This is a genomic window from Citrobacter sp. Cu233 (assembly GCF_030332225.1).
Classification (GTDB): Bacteria; Pseudomonadota; Gammaproteobacteria; order Enterobacterales; family Enterobacteriaceae; genus Citrobacter.
This window is the reverse complement of record NZ_JAOWIF010000031.1, coordinates 329,138-345,325: the sequence shown is the minus strand read 5'-3', so window position 1 is coordinate 345,325 and position 16,188 is coordinate 329,138. Positions and strand designations below refer to the sequence as shown.

The following is a 16,188-nucleotide window of genomic DNA, read 5'->3' as shown; positions in this document are numbered from 1 at the left end:
ATAGAAATGTGAACCACAGCACGGATTTTTCCACGGGGAGTACAACAGGTTGGACAAAAATGCAGGGAAAATTGCCGGATGGCGGGTGAACGTCTACTCCGGCAGATAAACAGACGTTCACGCAAAGCCCGATAAGCGCAGCTCCATCGGGCAATTTACAGGTTAGATCGACAGCGACTCAACCACTTCAATCCAGCCGTGTTCGCTGGCAAGATCCTGCCCGTTTAACCAGCGACGCAGCATATTAAGCGCCATCATTGCGCAAACTTCCTGACGAACAACCAAACTGTAGCGATTTGCATTGAGTCGCACCCGCAAGGCATGTGTGCCGTCAGGTGTTGCCAGTGCGAAGTTAATATGTTCGTTTTCGAAACCCGATACCGCCAGCGCCAGTTCGGCATAATGGTTGCCGCGTCGCTCGGTTATCCAGTGCGCCGTTTGTGCCAGCGTTTCTTCCTGAGATGGCACCACTTCACTGGCCAACAGAGGCGCGTTAACGCGAGAAAGCTGGAGTGCGATCAGGCCCGCGGTAAACTGCTCGCTGAGCGTCAGGCTGAACTGTCGCGACTGCAAAGTACGTGCAATTTGTGCAGGAAGCCCTTCCGTGCCTTCAAAAATCATATTCTGCCCGGCAACGCGTTTCACCTCCGGCCAGAGCGCCAGCATCGCTTCACGTTGGGAATCGGGCCCGGTTAGCTTCAGCTCGATTATTGGCATGGACGAACGATATCCCATTGTCACCCCGGGCGGTAAAACCAGAGAGTCCAGGCTCTGTGCCAGATCGCTTTCAGAACGACCAAAAGTCGTTAAGCGCAGACATAGCGGGGGCTGGGAAAGAGAAAAACGTTCACGCAGGCGCGGCAGGATCTCATGTTCAACCATCACTTTAAATTCTGACGGCACACCCGGCGTAAAGAACATCAGGCAGCGATTAAGCTTTACGGCGAACCCGCAGGCAGTTCCGACCGGATTATTAATAAACTCCGCGCTGGCCGGAAGTTCAGCCTGTTTGCGATTGCTCGGTGCCATCACGCGTCCCCGCTCACGGAAAAAACGCGTCATTTCGGCCAGCCACGCTTCATGCAGAACCAGCCCTTCACCTTTTGCGGTTGCCGCCGCCAGTGCGCTCAAATCATCGCTGGTTGGACCTAAGCCACCATTAACAATCAAAATATCGGCGTGTTCACTGCGTTCGCGCAAAATGGCGACCAGATCGTCAAGATTGTCGCCCACCGTGTTACGGCGGGTTAACGGTAATCCCTGATTAAAGAAAAAATCGGCCAGCCAGGCGGCATTGGTGTCGACGATCTGACCGTGCAACACTTCATCCCCGGTGGATAGCATCTCCACGTTTAACATTGTGTTCTCCTGCTTATGCAATCAAAACACTATAACGCAATGGAGGAGGAACATGGAGGAGGAAGGAGAGAGAGAAATAAAAACAGGCGCGGCTAAATGCCGCGCCAGGGACATCAGAAGCTGGCGCTGACCCCAACGTACGGGCCGTCAGCAATCGCGTTATCGCGGTTGCCATCTTTACCCGCCAGATTCAGGTAACGGTAACCTGCTTCAATGCTCAGCGGACGCATAATCGTCAGGCGCGCCCCGGCGTTAGCTTCTTCGTAGCTGTCGATCCCGCTGGAGAGTGAGTCCGGGGAGTAGTAGTATTCGCCAAACAGACGGAAACTGTCGCCAATCGGCCACTGTAAACCACCACCGACAGCTGCCGCGTAGCCTTCATCACCGTCTTTCGGGTTGGTATAGATACCTTTCCCACCGACTGTTGCCAGCAACGGACCCAGAGGGATATTCAGACCAAGGCCAAGCCCTGCAACATCACCGTCGTCATCGTTATGCATCCAGTTACCGCTGACAGCCAGACCCGTGGTTTCAGTTCCCATACCGAATCCAAGGTTGGTGTAATCTTTGCCAGCCTGGCCATTAATGCTAATCGCGTTCGCCGACGCAGAAACAAACAGCATTCCGGCAAAACCCAGTAATACACTTTTTTTCATTTTCTATCCTTTCCAGCAATAATCAAAACATAGCCCCAAAACCGCTGGATTGTACTGCCAGATGGCGAGGAATCAATGAGCTAAAAAAGCGATACAATGACATATTGTAACTAAATACTACCCACAATGTTTCAGTAAGGTTAAGTTCTTACCTGAAATAGACGGTAAAAGGCACCTGATTGCCGTTTTCAATAGACAACGTTATTTTCCCCGGCAAAGCTGGCTTAAACCGCAATGAAGCGTTTTTTCTGCCGCCTGCAAAAGGTAAGATGTGTTAACGATGGATCCCTCCGCCCTCCCCTACAAGGAACAGACTTATGCGCCAAAGAACGATTGTTTGCCCACTCATTCAAAATGAAGGCTGTTATTTACTGTGCAAAATGGCCGACGATCGCGGTGTTTTCCCTGGCCAGTGGGCGTTGTCTGGCGGAGGCGTTGAGCCAGGCGAACGTATCGAAGAAGCCTTACGTCGGGAAATCAGGGAAGAACTGGGAGAACACCTCGAGTTATCGCAGATTACCCCCTAGACCTTCAGTGACGATATACGAACCAAAACCTACGCTGATGGTAGCCAGGAAGAGATTTACATGATTTATCTCATCTTCGATTGTGTTTCCGCCAACCGTGAAGTGAAGATTAACGAAGAGTTCCAGGACTTCGCCTGGGTTAAACCGGAAGATCTCCCTCATTACGATTTAAACATCGCCACACGTAAAACGTTAACATTGAAAGGGTTATTGTAAACTCAAATGGTGATAGCAGCAGGGTATTGATCCTTCAGATCATGGCATTGCACTCATCATTCAGCAGCAGAACTGCAATGCCGTAGCCACGACAAAATACTCGTAAAAATCATTTATTTTCAGACAAATAAAATAATCTCATCCGCATTCCCCTTTATATCTCCAACCTTAAACTCTTAAGGATAAATTAACCTTCAGTCTTTAACCTTTGTGGCCTGATGAAATAATTAACGATGCCCCTGTTTATCACTAAAAATAAAACTGCGGTGGCGTTAAATGGCTTTAAGGAATAATGATGTCTGACTTTTTGCCTTTCTCCCGCCCGGCAATGGGTGATGAAGAACTTGCAGCAGTTAAGGCGGTTCTGGATTCAGGGTGGATAACTACAGGTCCTAAAAATCAGCAGTTGGAAGACGCTTTCTGCCAGCTCACAGGAAACCAAAACGCCGTTGCCGTCTGTTCCGCGACGGCAGGTATGCACATTACGCTAATGGCGCTGGGTGTGGGTGAAGGCGATGAAGTGATCACCCCGTCGATGACGTGGGTATCTACACTCAACATGATTGTCCTGCTGGGCGCCACACCGGTGATGATCGATGTCGACCGCGATACGCTGATGGTGACCCCCGAGCAAATAGAAGCCGCTATTACACCACGAACCAAAGCTATTATTCCCGTGCACTATGCCGGGGCCCCAGCCGATCTTGATGCCATTTACGCCATCGGTGAACGCCATGGAATCCCTGTTATTGAAGATGCAGCGCACGCCGTCGGAACGTTATACAAGGGTCGTCATGTTGGTGCTCGTGGTACCGCAATCTTTTCCTTTCACGCTATCAAGAATGTTACCTGTGCAGAGGGAGGGTTAATTGTTACTGACGACAGCCAGTTCGCTCAACGGCTTCGCAGCCTGAAATTTCACGGCCTGGGTGTAGATGCTTATGACCGTCAAACCTATGGTCGCGCGCCGCAGGCTGAAGTTCTCGCGCCGGGATACAAGTACAACCTGACTGACATCAACGCCGCCATCGCCCTGGTGCAGTTGAACAAGCTGGATCGTCTGAACGCACGCCGTGCGCAAATTGCGCAGCAGTATCAACAGGCGCTGACCGATACACCGTTTCAACCGCTCACCCTGCCTCAGTGGTCGCATGTGCACGCCTGGCATTTGTTCATCATTCGCGTGGATGAAGCCCGCTGTGGGCTGAGCAGAGATGCTCTGATGGAATCACTAAAGGCCAGAAATATTGGCACAGGCCTGCATTTTCGCGCGGCCCACACGCAGAAATATTATCGCGAACGTTTCACCGATCTTTCTCTGCCTAATACCGAATGGAATAGCGCACGCATTTGTTCACTGCCGCTTTTTCCCGACATGACCGACGATGACACACAACGCGTCATTACGGCACTTCGCCAGATTGCAGGACAATAAGCATGTTTGAAGCCACACCGATTAGTAAAGTCTCGGTGGTCATTCCCGTTTTTAACGAACAGGAAAGCCTGCCAGAATTAATCAGGCGCACCAGCGCCGCCTGCGAAAAACTGGATACTGAATATGAAATTCTGCTCATTGATGACGGTAGCAGTGACAATTCGGCTCAACTGATGATGGACGCCTCCCAGGCACCGAACAGCCATATTGTCTCTATTCTGTTGAATCGAAACTATGGGCAACACTCGGCGATTATGGCCGGTTTCAGCCACGTCACTGGCGACCTGATCATCACGTTGGATGCTGATTTACAAAACCCGCCAGAGGAGATCCCGCGACTGGTTGCCACAGCAAAAGAAGGCTTCGATGTCGTCGGAACGGTGCGTCAGAACCGCCAGGACAGCCGCTTTCGTAAGACCGCCTCACGGATGATCAATCATCTGATTCAGCGCACAACCGGTAAAGCAATGGGCGATTATGGCTGCATGCTGCGCGCCTATCGCCGTCACATCGTCGATGCCATGTTGCATTGCCAGGAGCGCAGCACCTTTATTCCTATTCTGGCTAACATCTTTGCCCGCCGCGCCACGGAAATCCCGGTACACCATGCCGAACGTGAATTTGGCGACTCTAAGTACAGTTTCATGCGTCTGATAAACCTGATGTATGACCTGGTAACCTGCCTGACCACCACGCCATTGCGTATGTTGAGCCTGCTGGGCAGCATCATTGCCGCCACAGGCTTTACCCTGTCGGTCCTGCTTGTTGTTCTTCGCCTGACGCTCGGCCCGCAGTGGGCGGCAGAAGGTGTGTTTATGCTGTTTGCCGTGCTGTTTACCTTTATCGGCGCGCAATTCATTGGCATGGGATTACTCGGCGAATATATCGGTCGCATCTATAACGATGTCCGCGCACGCCCTCGCTATTTTGTTCAACACGTTATCCGTCCACAAACCACGCAGTCAACTGAGGAAAACCGCGCATGAAAGCCGTCGTATTTGCCTATCACGATATGGGATGTCAGGGGGTTCAGGCCCTGTTGGATGCGGGTTATGACATCGCTGCTATTTTTACGCACGCCGATAACCCAGGTGAAAAAGCGTTTTTTGGCTCAGTTTCCCGCCTCGCTGCCAGCGCAGGAATTCCAGTGTATGCTCCGGACGAGGTCAATCATCCGCTGTGGATCGAGCGGATCGGCCAGCTCGCCCCTGATGTGATCTTCTCATTCTACTATCGCCATTTACTCAGCAACGAGATCCTGCGTCTTGCGCCTGCGGGTGCCTTTAATCTGCACGGCTCATTACTGCCCAAATATCGTGGCCGTGCACCGTTGAACTGGGTATTAGTCAATGGTGAAACCGAAACAGGTGTGACGCTTCACCGCATGGTCAAGCGCGCAGATGCCGGTGCCATCGTCGCCCAACAACGCATTACCATTTCCCCCGATGACGTGGCACTAACCCTGCACCATAAATTATGCCAGTCTGCCCGCGAGGTACTGGCGCAGGCGCTGCCAGCCATCAAGGCCGGTGATTTTCAGGAATACCCACAACAGGAAGCCGACGCCACCTGTTTTGGTCGCCGCACGCCCGAAGACAGTTTCCTCGACTGGAACAAACCCTGCGCACAACTGCATAACATGGTTCGCGCCGTGTCCGATCCATGGCCCGGCGCATTTAGCTATGCCGGTACGCAAAAATTCACCATCTGGTCATCGCGCCAAAGTGCAAATACATCTGCGGCTCTGCCGGGAACGGTTATCTCCGTATCACCATTGCTGATTGCGTGTGCCGATGGTGCACTCGAAATCATTACCGGGCAAGCGGGTGATGGCATTACTATGCAGGGCTCACAGCTGGCACAAGTTTTGGGTCTGGTTGCAGGTTCCCGCCTCAACAGCCAGTCCGTTTCCGCCAGCAAACGTCGCACCCGCGTTTTGATCCTTGGCGTTAACGGTTTCATTGGCAACCACCTGACCGAACGCCTGCTACGCGAAGATAACTACGAAATCTACGGACTTGATATTGGCAGCGATGCGATTGAGCGTTTTCTGCAACACCCACGATTCCATTTTGTGGAGGGTGATATCAGCATTCACTCCGAATGGATTGAATATCATGTGAAAAAATGCGACGTCGTGCTGCCACTGGTCGCCATTGCCACACCGATTGAATATACCCGCAACCCGCTGCGCGTCTTCGAACTCGATTTTGAAGAAAACCTGAAAATTATTCGCTACTGTGTCAAGTACCGCAAACGCATCATTTTCCCATCAACATCTGAAGTCTATGGTATGTGTACCGATAAAGACTTCGATGAAGACAGCTCCAACCTGATCGTCGGTCCGGTTAATAAACCGCGCTGGATCTACTCGGTTTCTAAACAACTGCTGGATCGCGTCATTTGGGCATACGGTGAAAAAGAAGGGCTACGTTTCACCTTATTCCGTCCGTTTAACTGGATGGGACCGCGTCTGGACAGCCTGAACGCCGCACGTATCGGCAGCTCACGCGCCATTACCCAACTGATCCTGAATCTGGTGGAAGGCTCCCCCATCAAGCTGATTGAAGGCGGCAAGCAGAAGCGCTGCTTTACCGACATTCGTGACGGTATCGAAGCCCTGTTCCGCATCATTGAAAACGACGGCGGGCGCTGTGACGGCGAGATCATCAATATCGGTAATCCGGATAATGAAGCAAGTATTCAGGAACTGGCTGAAATGCTCCTTTCCTGCTTCGAAAAACATCCATTGCGCCAACACTTCCCACCGTTTGCTGGTTTCCGTGACGTTGAGAGTAGCAGCTACTATGGCAAAGGCTACCAGGACGTTGAGCACCGCAAACCCAGTATTCGTAACGCCAAACGTTGCCTGAACTGGGAACCAGCAATCGATATGCAAAAAACGGTTGAAGAGACGCTGGACTTCTTCTTACGCAGTGTGGATATCACGGAACACACATCATGACCAAAGTGGGCTTGCGAATAGATGTCGATACATTCAGGGGGACACGCGAAGGCGTGCCCCGCCTGCTGGAGACATTGAACCGGCATAACGTTCGGGCAAGTTTCTTTTTTAGCGTCGGGCCCGACAACATGGGGCGCCATCTCTGGCGTCTGGTGAAGCCGCAATTTTTGTGGAAGATGCTGCGCTCAAATGCAGCCTCACTCTACGGGTGGGATATTTTACTGGCCGGCACCGCCTGGCCTGGAAAAGAAATTGGCCTGGCCAATGCGGCCATCATTTCGCAAGCAGCCCGGTATCACGAAACTGGCTTACACGCCTGGGATCATCATGCCTGGCAATCTCGAAGTGGCGGCTGGAACGATAAACAGCTGATTGATGATATTTCGCGGGGCATTAATGCGCTCGAAACGATCATCGGCCACCCTGTCACCTGTTCTGCCGTAGCTGGCTGGCGTGCCGACTCACGCGTCGTCGATGCGAAAGAAACATTCCATCTGCGCTATAACAGCGATTGCAGGGGAACATCGTTATTCCGTCCTGTACTTGAAACAGGAGAAATGGGTACGCCACAAATTCCGGTCACGCTACCGACATGGGATGAGGTGGTTGGTCAGGAGGTGCAGGCAGCAGACTTCAACGACTATATTCTCTCCCGCATTCAGAGGGACAAAGGCACCCCGGTCTACACGATTCACGCAGAGGTGGAAGGCATTGCTTTTCAGCAAAAATTTGACGATCTGCTCATTCGTGCCGCCGACGCAGGGATTACGTTTTGTCCACTGGGCGAACTGTTACCAGACGATATCAGTACACTGCCAACGGGCCAGATCGTTCGTGGCAAAATACCCGGCAGAGAGGGATGGCTCGGCTGCCAGCAACCCGCGAGTGTGACACCATGAAATCCGCACGTTACGCCCTGGCATTTGTCGCATTTATTGCACTGTATTTTATTTTACCCATCAATAGCCGCCTGCTCTGGCAGCCCGACGAAACGCGCTATGCTGAAATCAGCCGGGAAATGCTGACGTCTGGCGACTGGATCGTCCCACATTTTTTAGGGCTACGCTATTTTGAAAAACCCATCGCGGGATACTGGTTAAACAGCATCGGGCAATGGCTGTTTGGCGCCAATAATTTTGGCGTCAGAGCGGGCGCAATTTTTGCAACATTGCTGACGGCACTGCTGGTCGCCTGGCTGGCAATGCGGCTATGGCGTGATAAACAAACGGCCATACTCTCTGCCGTTATCTTTCTAACGTTTTTCTCTGTTTACAGTATTGGAACCTATGCGGTACTTGATCCCATTATCGCGCTGTGGCTAATGGCGGGTATGTGCTGTTTTTGGGAGGGAATGCAGGCCACCACCAGAACACGTAAAATTGTCGCCTTTTTGCTGTTAGGATTCACCTGTGGTATGGGCGTGATGACCAAAGGCTTTCTCGCGCTCGCTGTCCCCGTCCTCAGCGTACTGCCATGGATTGTCGTGCAAAAGCGCTGGAAAGAGATCTTTATTTACGGTCTGTTGTCGATTATCAGCTGTATTGCCATTGTCCTGCCGTGGGGACTGGCGATTGCACAACGCGAACCAGACTTCTGGCACTACTTTTTCTGGGTTGAGCATATTCAGCGTTTTGCGCAGGATGATGCCCAACATAAAGCACCATTCTGGTACTACATACCGATTTTCGTGGCGGGTGCCTTACCCTGGCTCGGGCTACTACCGGGTGCATTGCGTACCGGCTGGCGTGAACGGGATGTACCACGTAGCGCCTTATACCTGCTGAGCTGGATTATTATGCCGATCCTGTTTTTCAGTATCGCCAAAGGGAAGTTGCCAACCTATATTCTTTCCTGCTTCGCACCGCTGGCAATCCTTACCGCACGGTTTGGCTTGCAGGCTGCTGAAAAAGGTTCTGCAGCCCTGCGCGTCAACAGTTGGATCAACATTCTGTTCGGTGTTACTGGTATTGTCGCCACATTTATCGTATCCACGCTCGGACCGTTGAAGACACCGGTCTGGTCGCATATCGAAACGTACAAAGTGTTTTGCTCATGGGGTATCTTTATCACCTGGACGCTATTTGGCTGGTATACGCTTAACAACAGTGAAAAAAACTGGAGATTAGCTGCGCTGTGCCCGCTGGGGCTGGCGCTGTTGTTCGGCTTCTCAGTACCTGACCGGGTAATGGAATCCAAACAGCCACAGTTTTTTGTCGAGATGACAAAAGAGTCGCTGGAGTCGAGCCGTTATATTTTCACCGACAGCGTTGGCGTTGCCGCAGGACTAGCCTGGAGCCTGAAACGCGATGACATCAACATGTACGGGCAAACAGGTGAGTTAAAATACGGCCTTAATTATCCAGATGCCCAGGGACGCTTCGTCAGCCGGGATGACTTTGCCAGCTGGTTGGCGCAACATCGTCAGGAAGGGATCATTACGCTCGTGCTGTCAATTTCGAAGGATGAGGATATTAATCAGCTTGCCATTCCCCCCGCTGACTATATCGACAATCAGGGGCGCCTGGTCTTGATTCAGTACAGGCCTAAATGATCTGGCTAATCTTAGTCCTTGCCAGCCTGCTCAGCGTCTGTGGGCAATTGTGCCAGAAGCAGGCCACCCGCCCGGTACCCGCCCACGCGCGAACACGCTATATCACGCAGTGGATTGGTCTGGCGCTGGCCTGTCTGGGACTGGCCATGCTGCTCTGGCTGGCAGTATTGCAGAATATTCCCGTCGGTATCGCCTACCCAATGCTAAGCCTGAACTTTGTATGGGTCACGCTGGCGGCATGGAAAATCTGGCGCGAACCTGTCACAACGCGTCACTGGTTGGGGGTTGGGCTACTCATCACCGGCATCTTTATTCTTGGGAGCGCGGTGTAATGGGCATCTTTTGGGGGCTGTGTAGCGTGATTATTACGTCGGTTGCTCAGCTTAGTCTGGGTTACGCGATGGATAATCTGCCGCCCATGCTGCAACCGCTGGCGTTTATCTCCGCCGTTTTTTCAACCAGCAGCAGCGCATTCGCCTTATATGGCGGGCTGGTAGGTTATTTACTGTCAGTGATGTGCTGGCATAAAGCCCTGCATCAGCTCGCGCTGAGCAAAGCCTATGCCTTGCTCAGCCTCAGCTATGTACTGGTGTGGATCGCATCAATGATTTTACCTGGCTGGCAAGGAACCTTCTCAGTAAAAGCCCTGGTGGGTGTGCTGTGTATTATGGCGGGATTAATGACCATATTCTTACCTGTCCGCCAACACTCGCCCTGAGATCATTTATCGTCAGACAGCTGTCGCAGACGCTCCCATTCTTCACAGAGATACTGTCTGGCATCAATGATTTTAATCACTCGCGATGTGTCACGGTTAATACAATACTGGGCATCTTTTAGCGGTGACAGGAGATCGCCGGCTTTTACACGCTCACAGGCTTGCGCTTCAGCCAGCATTTTCAACGAACCACCGGTATCAGAAAGTACAATATAGAGCCTCCCTGCTTTTTGGTTAAAACAAGACTTCTTCACATGCCATTCCATAGCGCACCTTTTGCTAATGATTTTCACACCAGGTTACACTTTAGCAGATAAACCAAAGGACAATGGCCAGGGAGTGGCAATTATGCGAGATAAATTTAATGCTTTCTTAAGCTTTACCGCAGGTACGGACCCACTCCAGCAGCGCCCGGCGAGAAATCTTAATACCACCGCTTTTCAATTCTGCGGGTAAAGTGAGCCAACGAATGGGTTGCTGGAAACGTGCCAGCTTATCTTTCACCCATTCTGCCAGATCAATACTTCCGGCTTCGGCATCGTACTCCACAACCGCAACGGGGCGGTGGCCAAATTCTTCATCTTCTATTGGAACAATAAAAGCTTGCAGAACATGGGGATGCGATACAATAACGCGCTCTACCTCTTCCGGTTGGATCCCTTCCCCGCCACTAAAAAACAGGTTGTCCATCCGCCCGACAATGGTTAGCTTGCCATCATGCACGATGCCACGATCGCGGGTGGCAAACCAGCCTTGCGCATTAACCAGCGGATAAAGCTGTCCGTTACGCCAGTACCCTTGCGCCATGCTGGCGGCACGCAGCCAGACTTCATCATCAACAATCCTGACTTCTCTGCCTGGTAGTGCAGAGCCGACATCCGCCTTACCATCGGCTTCTTTCGCACAAACCGTGGAGGCAAACTCCGTCAACCCGTAACCGCACCAGCAGCGAATACCCTGCTCACGCGCTTGTTCAGTCAATTCAACAGGAATCGCTGCACCTCCCAGCAACACGGTCTTTAGCGATACCGGTGTGTTATTGACCAACAGCCGCCAAAGCTGCGTGGGAACCAGCGAAGCATGGGTACAACCCGCCAGCATCTGCTCTAACGGCTGCTTATCGCGCACGGTCATACGCGCCCCCGCAAACAGCCAGCGCCACATAATCCCCTGACCGGAAACGTGAAATAACGGTAGCGAGAGCAACCAGTCATCGTCTTCGCCAAATGGCATCAGTGACAGCACCCCCTGCGCACTCGCCAAATGCGCCTGACAAGTATGTACCGCCGCTTTAGGCAGTCCGGTTGAGCCGGAGGTTAACGTCATAGTGCTCAAGCGCTGAGGCAACCAGGCGGCAGCATGCTCGCCAGACGGTTCCAGCATCCGCAGCAGTGTCAGTCCCGGGAGCGGACTTTCTCCTTCCAGATCCAACACAAAACACAGCGTCAGATCCGGGATTAACGCATCCAGCAACGACTGTGGCAACTGCGGGTTCACAGGTAAAATTCGTGCCCCGCACTGCAACAATGCCAGCCAGGCCAGCAGCGAACGGGGATGATTCCAGGCGCGGAGCAATATGCCATCGCCCTCTTCTACACCTTGAGCCGCAAAGCCGCTTGCCAGGCAATCGACTCGTGCACAGAGATCGCCCCAGCTTAACACCTCATCATTGAGGCGTAAGGCTGGCACGTCCGCACGAGCCTGCCGCCAGTGACGCCACGGCCAGTCAGTAAAATCAGGAGTATCGGACAACCGCACCAGGCCCGATGCGCTTGCGCCATCGGGCATTTCCCACTGGGTCATAGCAATCGTTCCAGCGCATCTATCTCAATGCACGGCAACGGACTGCCTGGCCACGCGCGTACCTGCTGGCACTGCATCAGACTGAGCGTATCCAGGCCAGGGATAGTCTGTGGCGTCAACCAGGCGGCGATGCGCGCCAGCTGGGTTAAGCCCAGGCTCGACTCGATAGAGGAGCTGATTACGGCGGTGAGACCGAGCGCGTGTGCGGCTTCAACCTGCTCACGAACCTTGTCGAGGCTACCCGTCAGCGTAGGCTTGATGACGACAGCCTTCACGCCCTCTTCGGCCATAAAGGTGAAATCGGCTTCACGCAGACTTTCATCCCAGGCAATGGCAATCCCTGTTTCACGCGAGAACGCGCGGGAATCATCACGGGTTTTACACGGCTCTTCGAGGAAGGCAATGCGCCCGCGATACTCAGGATTGACATATTTCGCAAACTGCTGGGCTTTCAGCGGCGTCCAGGCACGATTGGCGTCAAGCCGCAGGTGCAGTTCCGGGATCGCCTCCAGCAACAGGTTAACGACCATACCGTCGCGAACAGCCTCATACAGACCGACTTTTACCTTCGCAACTTTCTCGCCAGGCATGTCTGCCAGTTGCAGCACCAGATCGTCAGGATCACCTGTACACAACGGCGCAGCACGATAGTCCGCCGCCTCAGGCAACGTACCCGCAAGCTCGGCCAGCGCACAGCTAACACCAAATGCGACGGCAGGCAGCGTTGGTAAGGATGAATCCCCCTGCTGCCAACCGTTAACCCAGGCCAGCAGCGCAGTTTGCGCCTCTTCCCAGGTTTCCTGGCTGAAGCCCGGTAGTGGAGAGATCTCTCCCCACCCTTCGCGCTCGCCGTCACGAAGACAAACGTACAGCCCGTCACGCGTTTTTAACCGCCTGTCACGCAAAATCACCCCCGCGTCCATGGGGATCTGCCAACGGTATACCTGCGCGCTACGCATTACGGATTCCGTTTGAATTTGCTGAAGTCAGGCTGGCGTTTCTGGTTAAAGGCGTTACGGCCTTCCTGACCTTCTTCCGTCATGTAGAACAGCATGGTCGCGTTACCGGCCAGCTCCTGCAGACCTGCCTGACCATCACAGTCGGCATTCAGTGCAGCTTTCAGGCAACGCAGCGCCATCGGGCTGTTTTGCAGCATTTCACGACACCAGCGCACAGTCTCTTTTTCCAGATCGACCAGCGGAACCACGGTATTGACCAGGCCCATATCCAGCGCCTGTTTTGCATCGTATTGACGGCACAGGAACCAGATTTCACGTGCTTTTTTCTGACCTACGATGCGTGCCATGTAGGACGCGCCCCACCCGCCGTCGAAGGAACCGACTTTCGGGCCAGTCTGACCAAAGATGGCGTTTTCAGCCGCAATAGTCAGATCACACATCATGTGCAGCACATGACCACCACCGATGGAATACCCGGCCACCATCGCGACAACCGGTTTCGGACAAGTGCGAATTTGGCGCTGGAAGTCCAGAACGTTCAGATGATGCACTCCGGAATCATCCTGGTATCCGCCGTAATCGCCACGTACTTTTTGATCGCCACCCGCGCAGAACGCTTTATCGCCCGCACCGGTCAGAATAATCACGCCAATATTGTCATCATAGCGAGCATCCGCCAGCGCCTGAATCATCTCTTTGACGGTGACAGGACGGAAAGCATTGCGTACCTGCGGACGATTAATGGTGATTTTTGCGATACCGTCGGTGGATTTCTCATAGCGAATGTCGGTGTAGCCTTCAGAGCAGTCAAGCCATTCTACCGGTGCGTAAAGCATTGTTTCATCAGGATAAATCATAAAATGTCCTATAGTCAGCGACGCAGAATCTGAGCCAGACAGTCCACCACGCCAGCGGGATTCTCCCGATGCGCGTTGTGTCCGGCATTACGAATCACATGGTTCGGTACGGATAGTTCCGCCGCCAGAGCGCGGAATTTATCGTCACGTTCACCACATAAATAATAAAACGGAAATGTGCGCGTTTTCAGTTGCACACGTAAATCAGGTTGTACGGCCAGCGAGGTGGCTTCCAGCATTGCCGCCAACGTTTCACCCTTATTCTGGCAGCGTAAAGCGACCAGCGCCTCTCTTTCGGTCATATCCAGCGAAGCGAAAACCGGTTGCTGGTACCAGTCATTAAATACATCGTGCAACGGCTCACGGCGAAAACGTGCGGCCCAACGTCCATCTGAAAGACGACGCTGAACGCGCTCATCTTCGTGTTGTAAGCCCGGGTGCCCACCTTCAACAACCAGACCGCAGAGTCCCGGCATCCCCTGACAGGCCGCCATCATTGCGACTCTGCCGCCAAGCGAATATCCCACCAGCCAGTAGTTAAGTATGTTGTAACTAAGCAGCGTATTACGTAACAAATCGCTAACGTCATCGAATCCGTTCACGCTGATATCAGCAGAACCGCCGTGGCCAGGCAGGTCGATATACAACCGCGAATAGTCCGGGAATGCTTCACCGACCGCCTGCCATTCCCGGCGATCACCGGAAAATCCGTGCAGGAAAACCAGCCAGGGGTAGTCGGATTGGCCGTGTTCAACCACCGCGTGCAGCACCCGGCGCGCCAACTCAGGAATAACGACAGCCCACGGCTGGCGTTTCTCCGCCGGATGCAGCTCAAGCCAGCGATCGATATGACAAATCAGGCGACGACCACGATGATGCGCCGAATCCTGACGCCCCGGCAGGTTGTCCACCTGCCAGTACTCGTCAGACTCGCAGGTCGCCAGCCACTGCAAAACGCGTTTGCTGGTCAGGCTGCAGCCCAGTTGCTGCTGCCACTCGACACCGGTATCGTCCATATCGCCGTACAACGGTTCGGCAACCGGACAGTTTATATGAACGCCGCCGGAGTGTAGCGCACCAAGCGCCTGGTCGAGAGTCGATATCAGCCAACTGGCGGGAATATCCTGTGATGGCCGCGGTAGGGATATCGTCTGCGACGAATGCGAGGCAAACATGCCCGGCTGACGAAGGGTTTGGTTCGCACCGCAGTCAATCAGCTCCGGCGGCCGGTCTGCGGTGAGTAAAATGAGTTTTTCACCGGTCAATCCGGCTTCTATCAGCGCCAGATAGAAGTTGGCCGTCGCGGTGCCAGAGGTGACAATCACCGCCACCGGCTGGCCGTTGGCCTTCGCCAGCCCTGGTGCCAGGTGACCGAGGCCGCCTTCGTCAAAGTGAATATGATGAATAAATGCACGGTTTTCCGCCGCCAGGGTTAAAGGTGTTGAGCGCGAACCGGGCGCAATGCAGATATGCTGCACGTCGTGGCGCGTTAAAGCTTCAAGGATCACCACCGCCCAACGTCGGTTGAATGCGCTTACTGACATGAATTTGTCCGGTATCAACAATTGAGGCTAAGTATAGATAATACAAAGTGATCGAGCTTTGATATACATCGTTTTATCCAGGCTTTGTCAGCAATAACGAACGCAATCCTGCAGCTTTATTTTCAATTTCTTGCCACTCTTGTTCGGAGTCCGAACCGCTGACAATTCCTGCCCCGGCGTACAATCTAAGCGTATCGTGCTCTACTTTTGCCGAACGCAGAGAGACGCAGCATTCACTTCGCGCCAGCGACAGATAACCAGCAGACCCGGCATACCCGTCGCGGGCAAAAAGCTCATTGCGGATGATGAAATCCAGAACGGCCAGTTCTTCATCGCCGTTGCGCTGCTGCCAGTAAAATTGCGGCCAGTGCGGCTGATGACTATACCACAGCAGAGGGTCAAAAGCGTTATTCAGCACGAAGGGGATATCGAAAATTCGCGTGCCGGGGGATGGCGGGAAATCTTCAGCCAGACAGCTGGACAGGCTTTCCAGCACGGTGGAAACAGACAGCTCGCAAACCTCCACGGAGTAAAAAACCACATTATAAGGGGTACTGCGGCGAAATAGCAGTACTCACGATGAGGGAACGGTTTTAGC

The 16,188-nt window shown here is 53.2% G+C and carries 13 protein-coding genes and 4 pseudogenes; 8 read left to right on the top strand and 9 right to left on the bottom strand.

Features of this window, described 5'->3' with window-relative positions:
- Positions 1–162: 162 nt before the first annotated feature.
- Complete coding sequence (locus tag OGX95_RS08110; RefSeq protein ID WP_286629066.1) at positions 163–1,359, bottom strand: nicotinamide mononucleotide deamidase-related protein YfaY; 1,197 nt, start codon at positions 1,357–1,359, stop codon at positions 163–165.
- 113 nt (positions 1,360–1,472) lie between these two features.
- Positions 1,473–2,015 (bottom strand): YfaZ family protein, encoded by a 543-nt coding sequence (locus OGX95_RS08105; protein ID WP_286629065.1) that lies wholly within the window; start codon positions 2,013–2,015, stop codon positions 1,473–1,475.
- Positions 2,016–2,332: 317 nt separating this feature from the next.
- Between OGX95_RS08105 and nudI the strand changes: the two are divergent.
- From nudI to arnF, 8 genes and pseudogenes are all read left to right on the top strand, one after another.
- Positions 2,333–2,758 (top strand): annotated as a pseudogene (gene nudI, locus OGX95_RS08100) (nucleoside triphosphatase NudI).
- A gap of 295 nt (positions 2,759–3,053) precedes the next feature.
- A complete protein-coding gene (arnB, locus tag OGX95_RS08095) occupies positions 3,054–4,193 on the top strand; it encodes a UDP-4-amino-4-deoxy-L-arabinose aminotransferase (protein ID WP_286629317.1) in 1,140 nt (379 codons plus the stop codon).
- Positions 4,194–4,195: 2 nt separating this feature from the next.
- Positions 4,196–5,179, top strand: a complete 984-nt coding sequence (gene arnC / locus OGX95_RS08090) for an undecaprenyl-phosphate 4-deoxy-4-formamido-L-arabinose transferase (RefSeq protein ID WP_101741528.1) — start codon at positions 4,196–4,198, stop codon at positions 5,177–5,179.
- The gene (gene arnA / locus OGX95_RS08085; protein WP_286629064.1) at positions 5,176–7,158 is read left to right on the top strand and encodes a bifunctional UDP-4-amino-4-deoxy-L-arabinose formyltransferase/UDP-glucuronic acid oxidase ArnA; all 1,983 of its coding nucleotides are present in this window, start codon (positions 5,176–5,178) and stop codon (positions 7,156–7,158) included. The genes arnC and arnA overlap by 4 nt, the downstream gene beginning before the upstream one ends.
- Entirely contained in the window at positions 7,155–8,057 is a 903-nt protein-coding gene (gene arnD, locus OGX95_RS08080) for a 4-deoxy-4-formamido-L-arabinose-phosphoundecaprenol deformylase (RefSeq protein ID WP_286629063.1), read from the top strand. Before arnA ends, arnD begins: the two co-directional genes overlap by 4 nt.
- Positions 8,054–9,709 (top strand): lipid IV(A) 4-amino-4-deoxy-L-arabinosyltransferase, encoded by a 1,656-nt coding sequence (gene arnT / locus OGX95_RS08075; protein WP_286629316.1) that lies wholly within the window; start codon positions 8,054–8,056, stop codon positions 9,707–9,709. The genes arnD and arnT overlap by 4 nt, the downstream gene beginning before the upstream one ends.
- Positions 9,706–10,041, top strand: coding sequence for a 4-amino-4-deoxy-L-arabinose-phosphoundecaprenol flippase subunit ArnE (gene arnE, locus OGX95_RS08070; RefSeq protein WP_286629062.1), 336 nt, complete (start codon positions 9,706–9,708; stop codon positions 10,039–10,041). The genes arnT and arnE overlap by 4 nt, the downstream gene beginning before the upstream one ends.
- Entirely contained in the window at positions 10,041–10,427 is a 387-nt protein-coding gene (arnF, locus tag OGX95_RS08065; RefSeq protein WP_286629061.1) for a 4-amino-4-deoxy-L-arabinose-phosphoundecaprenol flippase subunit ArnF, read from the top strand. Before arnE ends, arnF begins: the two co-directional genes overlap by 1 nt.
- A gap of 2 nt (positions 10,428–10,429) precedes the next feature.
- On the opposite strand, the gene pmrD is transcribed toward arnF, so the two are convergent.
- The 7 genes and pseudogenes from pmrD to OGX95_RS08030 all read right to left on the bottom strand — a co-directional run.
- Positions 10,430–10,693 carry a signal transduction protein PmrD gene (pmrD, locus tag OGX95_RS08060; RefSeq protein WP_286629060.1) on the bottom strand — a complete coding sequence of 88 codons (264 nt, stop codon included), beginning with the start codon at positions 10,691–10,693 and terminating at the stop codon, positions 10,430–10,432.
- Positions 10,694–10,799: 106 nt separating this feature from the next.
- The gene (gene menE, locus OGX95_RS08055) at positions 10,800–12,230 is read right to left on the bottom strand and encodes an o-succinylbenzoate--CoA ligase (RefSeq protein ID WP_286629059.1); all 1,431 of its coding nucleotides are present in this window, start codon (positions 12,228–12,230) and stop codon (positions 10,800–10,802) included.
- A complete protein-coding gene (gene menC / locus OGX95_RS08050) occupies positions 12,227–13,189 on the bottom strand; it encodes an o-succinylbenzoate synthase (protein ID WP_286629058.1) in 963 nt (320 codons plus the stop codon). Before menC ends, menE begins: the two co-directional genes overlap by 4 nt.
- Positions 13,189–14,046 carry a 1,4-dihydroxy-2-naphthoyl-CoA synthase gene (menB, locus tag OGX95_RS08045; protein ID WP_137384147.1) on the bottom strand — a complete coding sequence of 286 codons (858 nt, stop codon included), beginning with the start codon at positions 14,044–14,046 and terminating at the stop codon, positions 13,189–13,191. Before menB ends, menC begins: the two co-directional genes overlap by 1 nt.
- Positions 14,047–14,060: 14 nt before the next feature.
- Positions 14,061–14,765 (bottom strand): annotated as a pseudogene (menH, locus tag OGX95_RS08040) (2-succinyl-6-hydroxy-2,4-cyclohexadiene-1-carboxylate synthase); the annotation flags it as partial.
- A gap of 33 nt (positions 14,766–14,798) precedes the next feature.
- A pseudogene (locus tag OGX95_RS08035) lies at positions 14,799–15,590 on the bottom strand (thiamine pyrophosphate-binding protein); the annotation flags it as partial.
- A 73-nt stretch (positions 15,591–15,663) separates the two neighbouring features.
- Positions 15,664–15,912: pseudogene (locus tag OGX95_RS08030) on the bottom strand (chorismate-binding protein); the annotation flags it as partial.
- Between the last annotated feature and the right edge of the window lie 276 nt (positions 15,913–16,188).

Coding starts and splice junctions, on each gene's coding strand:
- OGX95_RS08110 (WP_286629066.1), bottom strand. CDS start 1,359: ATGTTAAACGTGGAGATGCTATCCACCGGGGATGAAGTGTTGCACGGT.
- OGX95_RS08105 (WP_286629065.1), bottom strand. CDS start 2,015: ATGAAAAAAAGTGTATTACTGGGTTTTGCCGGAATGCTGTTTGTTTCT.
- arnB (WP_286629317.1), top strand. CDS start 3,054: ATGTCTGACTTTTTGCCTTTCTCCCGCCCGGCAATGGGTGATGAAGAA.
- arnC (WP_101741528.1), top strand. CDS start 4,196: ATGTTTGAAGCCACACCGATTAGTAAAGTCTCGGTGGTCATTCCCGTT.
- arnA (WP_286629064.1), top strand. CDS start 5,176: ATGAAAGCCGTCGTATTTGCCTATCACGATATGGGATGTCAGGGGGTT.
- arnD (WP_286629063.1), top strand. CDS start 7,155: ATGACCAAAGTGGGCTTGCGAATAGATGTCGATACATTCAGGGGGACA.
- arnT (WP_286629316.1), top strand. CDS start 8,054: ATGAAATCCGCACGTTACGCCCTGGCATTTGTCGCATTTATTGCACTG.
- arnE (WP_286629062.1), top strand. CDS start 9,706: ATGATCTGGCTAATCTTAGTCCTTGCCAGCCTGCTCAGCGTCTGTGGG.
- arnF (WP_286629061.1), top strand. CDS start 10,041: ATGGGCATCTTTTGGGGGCTGTGTAGCGTGATTATTACGTCGGTTGCT.
- pmrD (WP_286629060.1), bottom strand. CDS start 10,693: ATGGAATGGCATGTGAAGAAGTCTTGTTTTAACCAAAAAGCAGGGAGG.
- menE (WP_286629059.1), bottom strand. CDS start 12,230: ATGACCCAGTGGGAAATGCCCGATGGCGCAAGCGCATCGGGCCTGGTG.
- menC (WP_286629058.1), bottom strand. CDS start 13,189: ATGCGTAGCGCGCAGGTATACCGTTGGCAGATCCCCATGGACGCGGGG.
- menB (WP_137384147.1), bottom strand. CDS start 14,046: ATGATTTATCCTGATGAAACAATGCTTTACGCACCGGTAGAATGGCTT.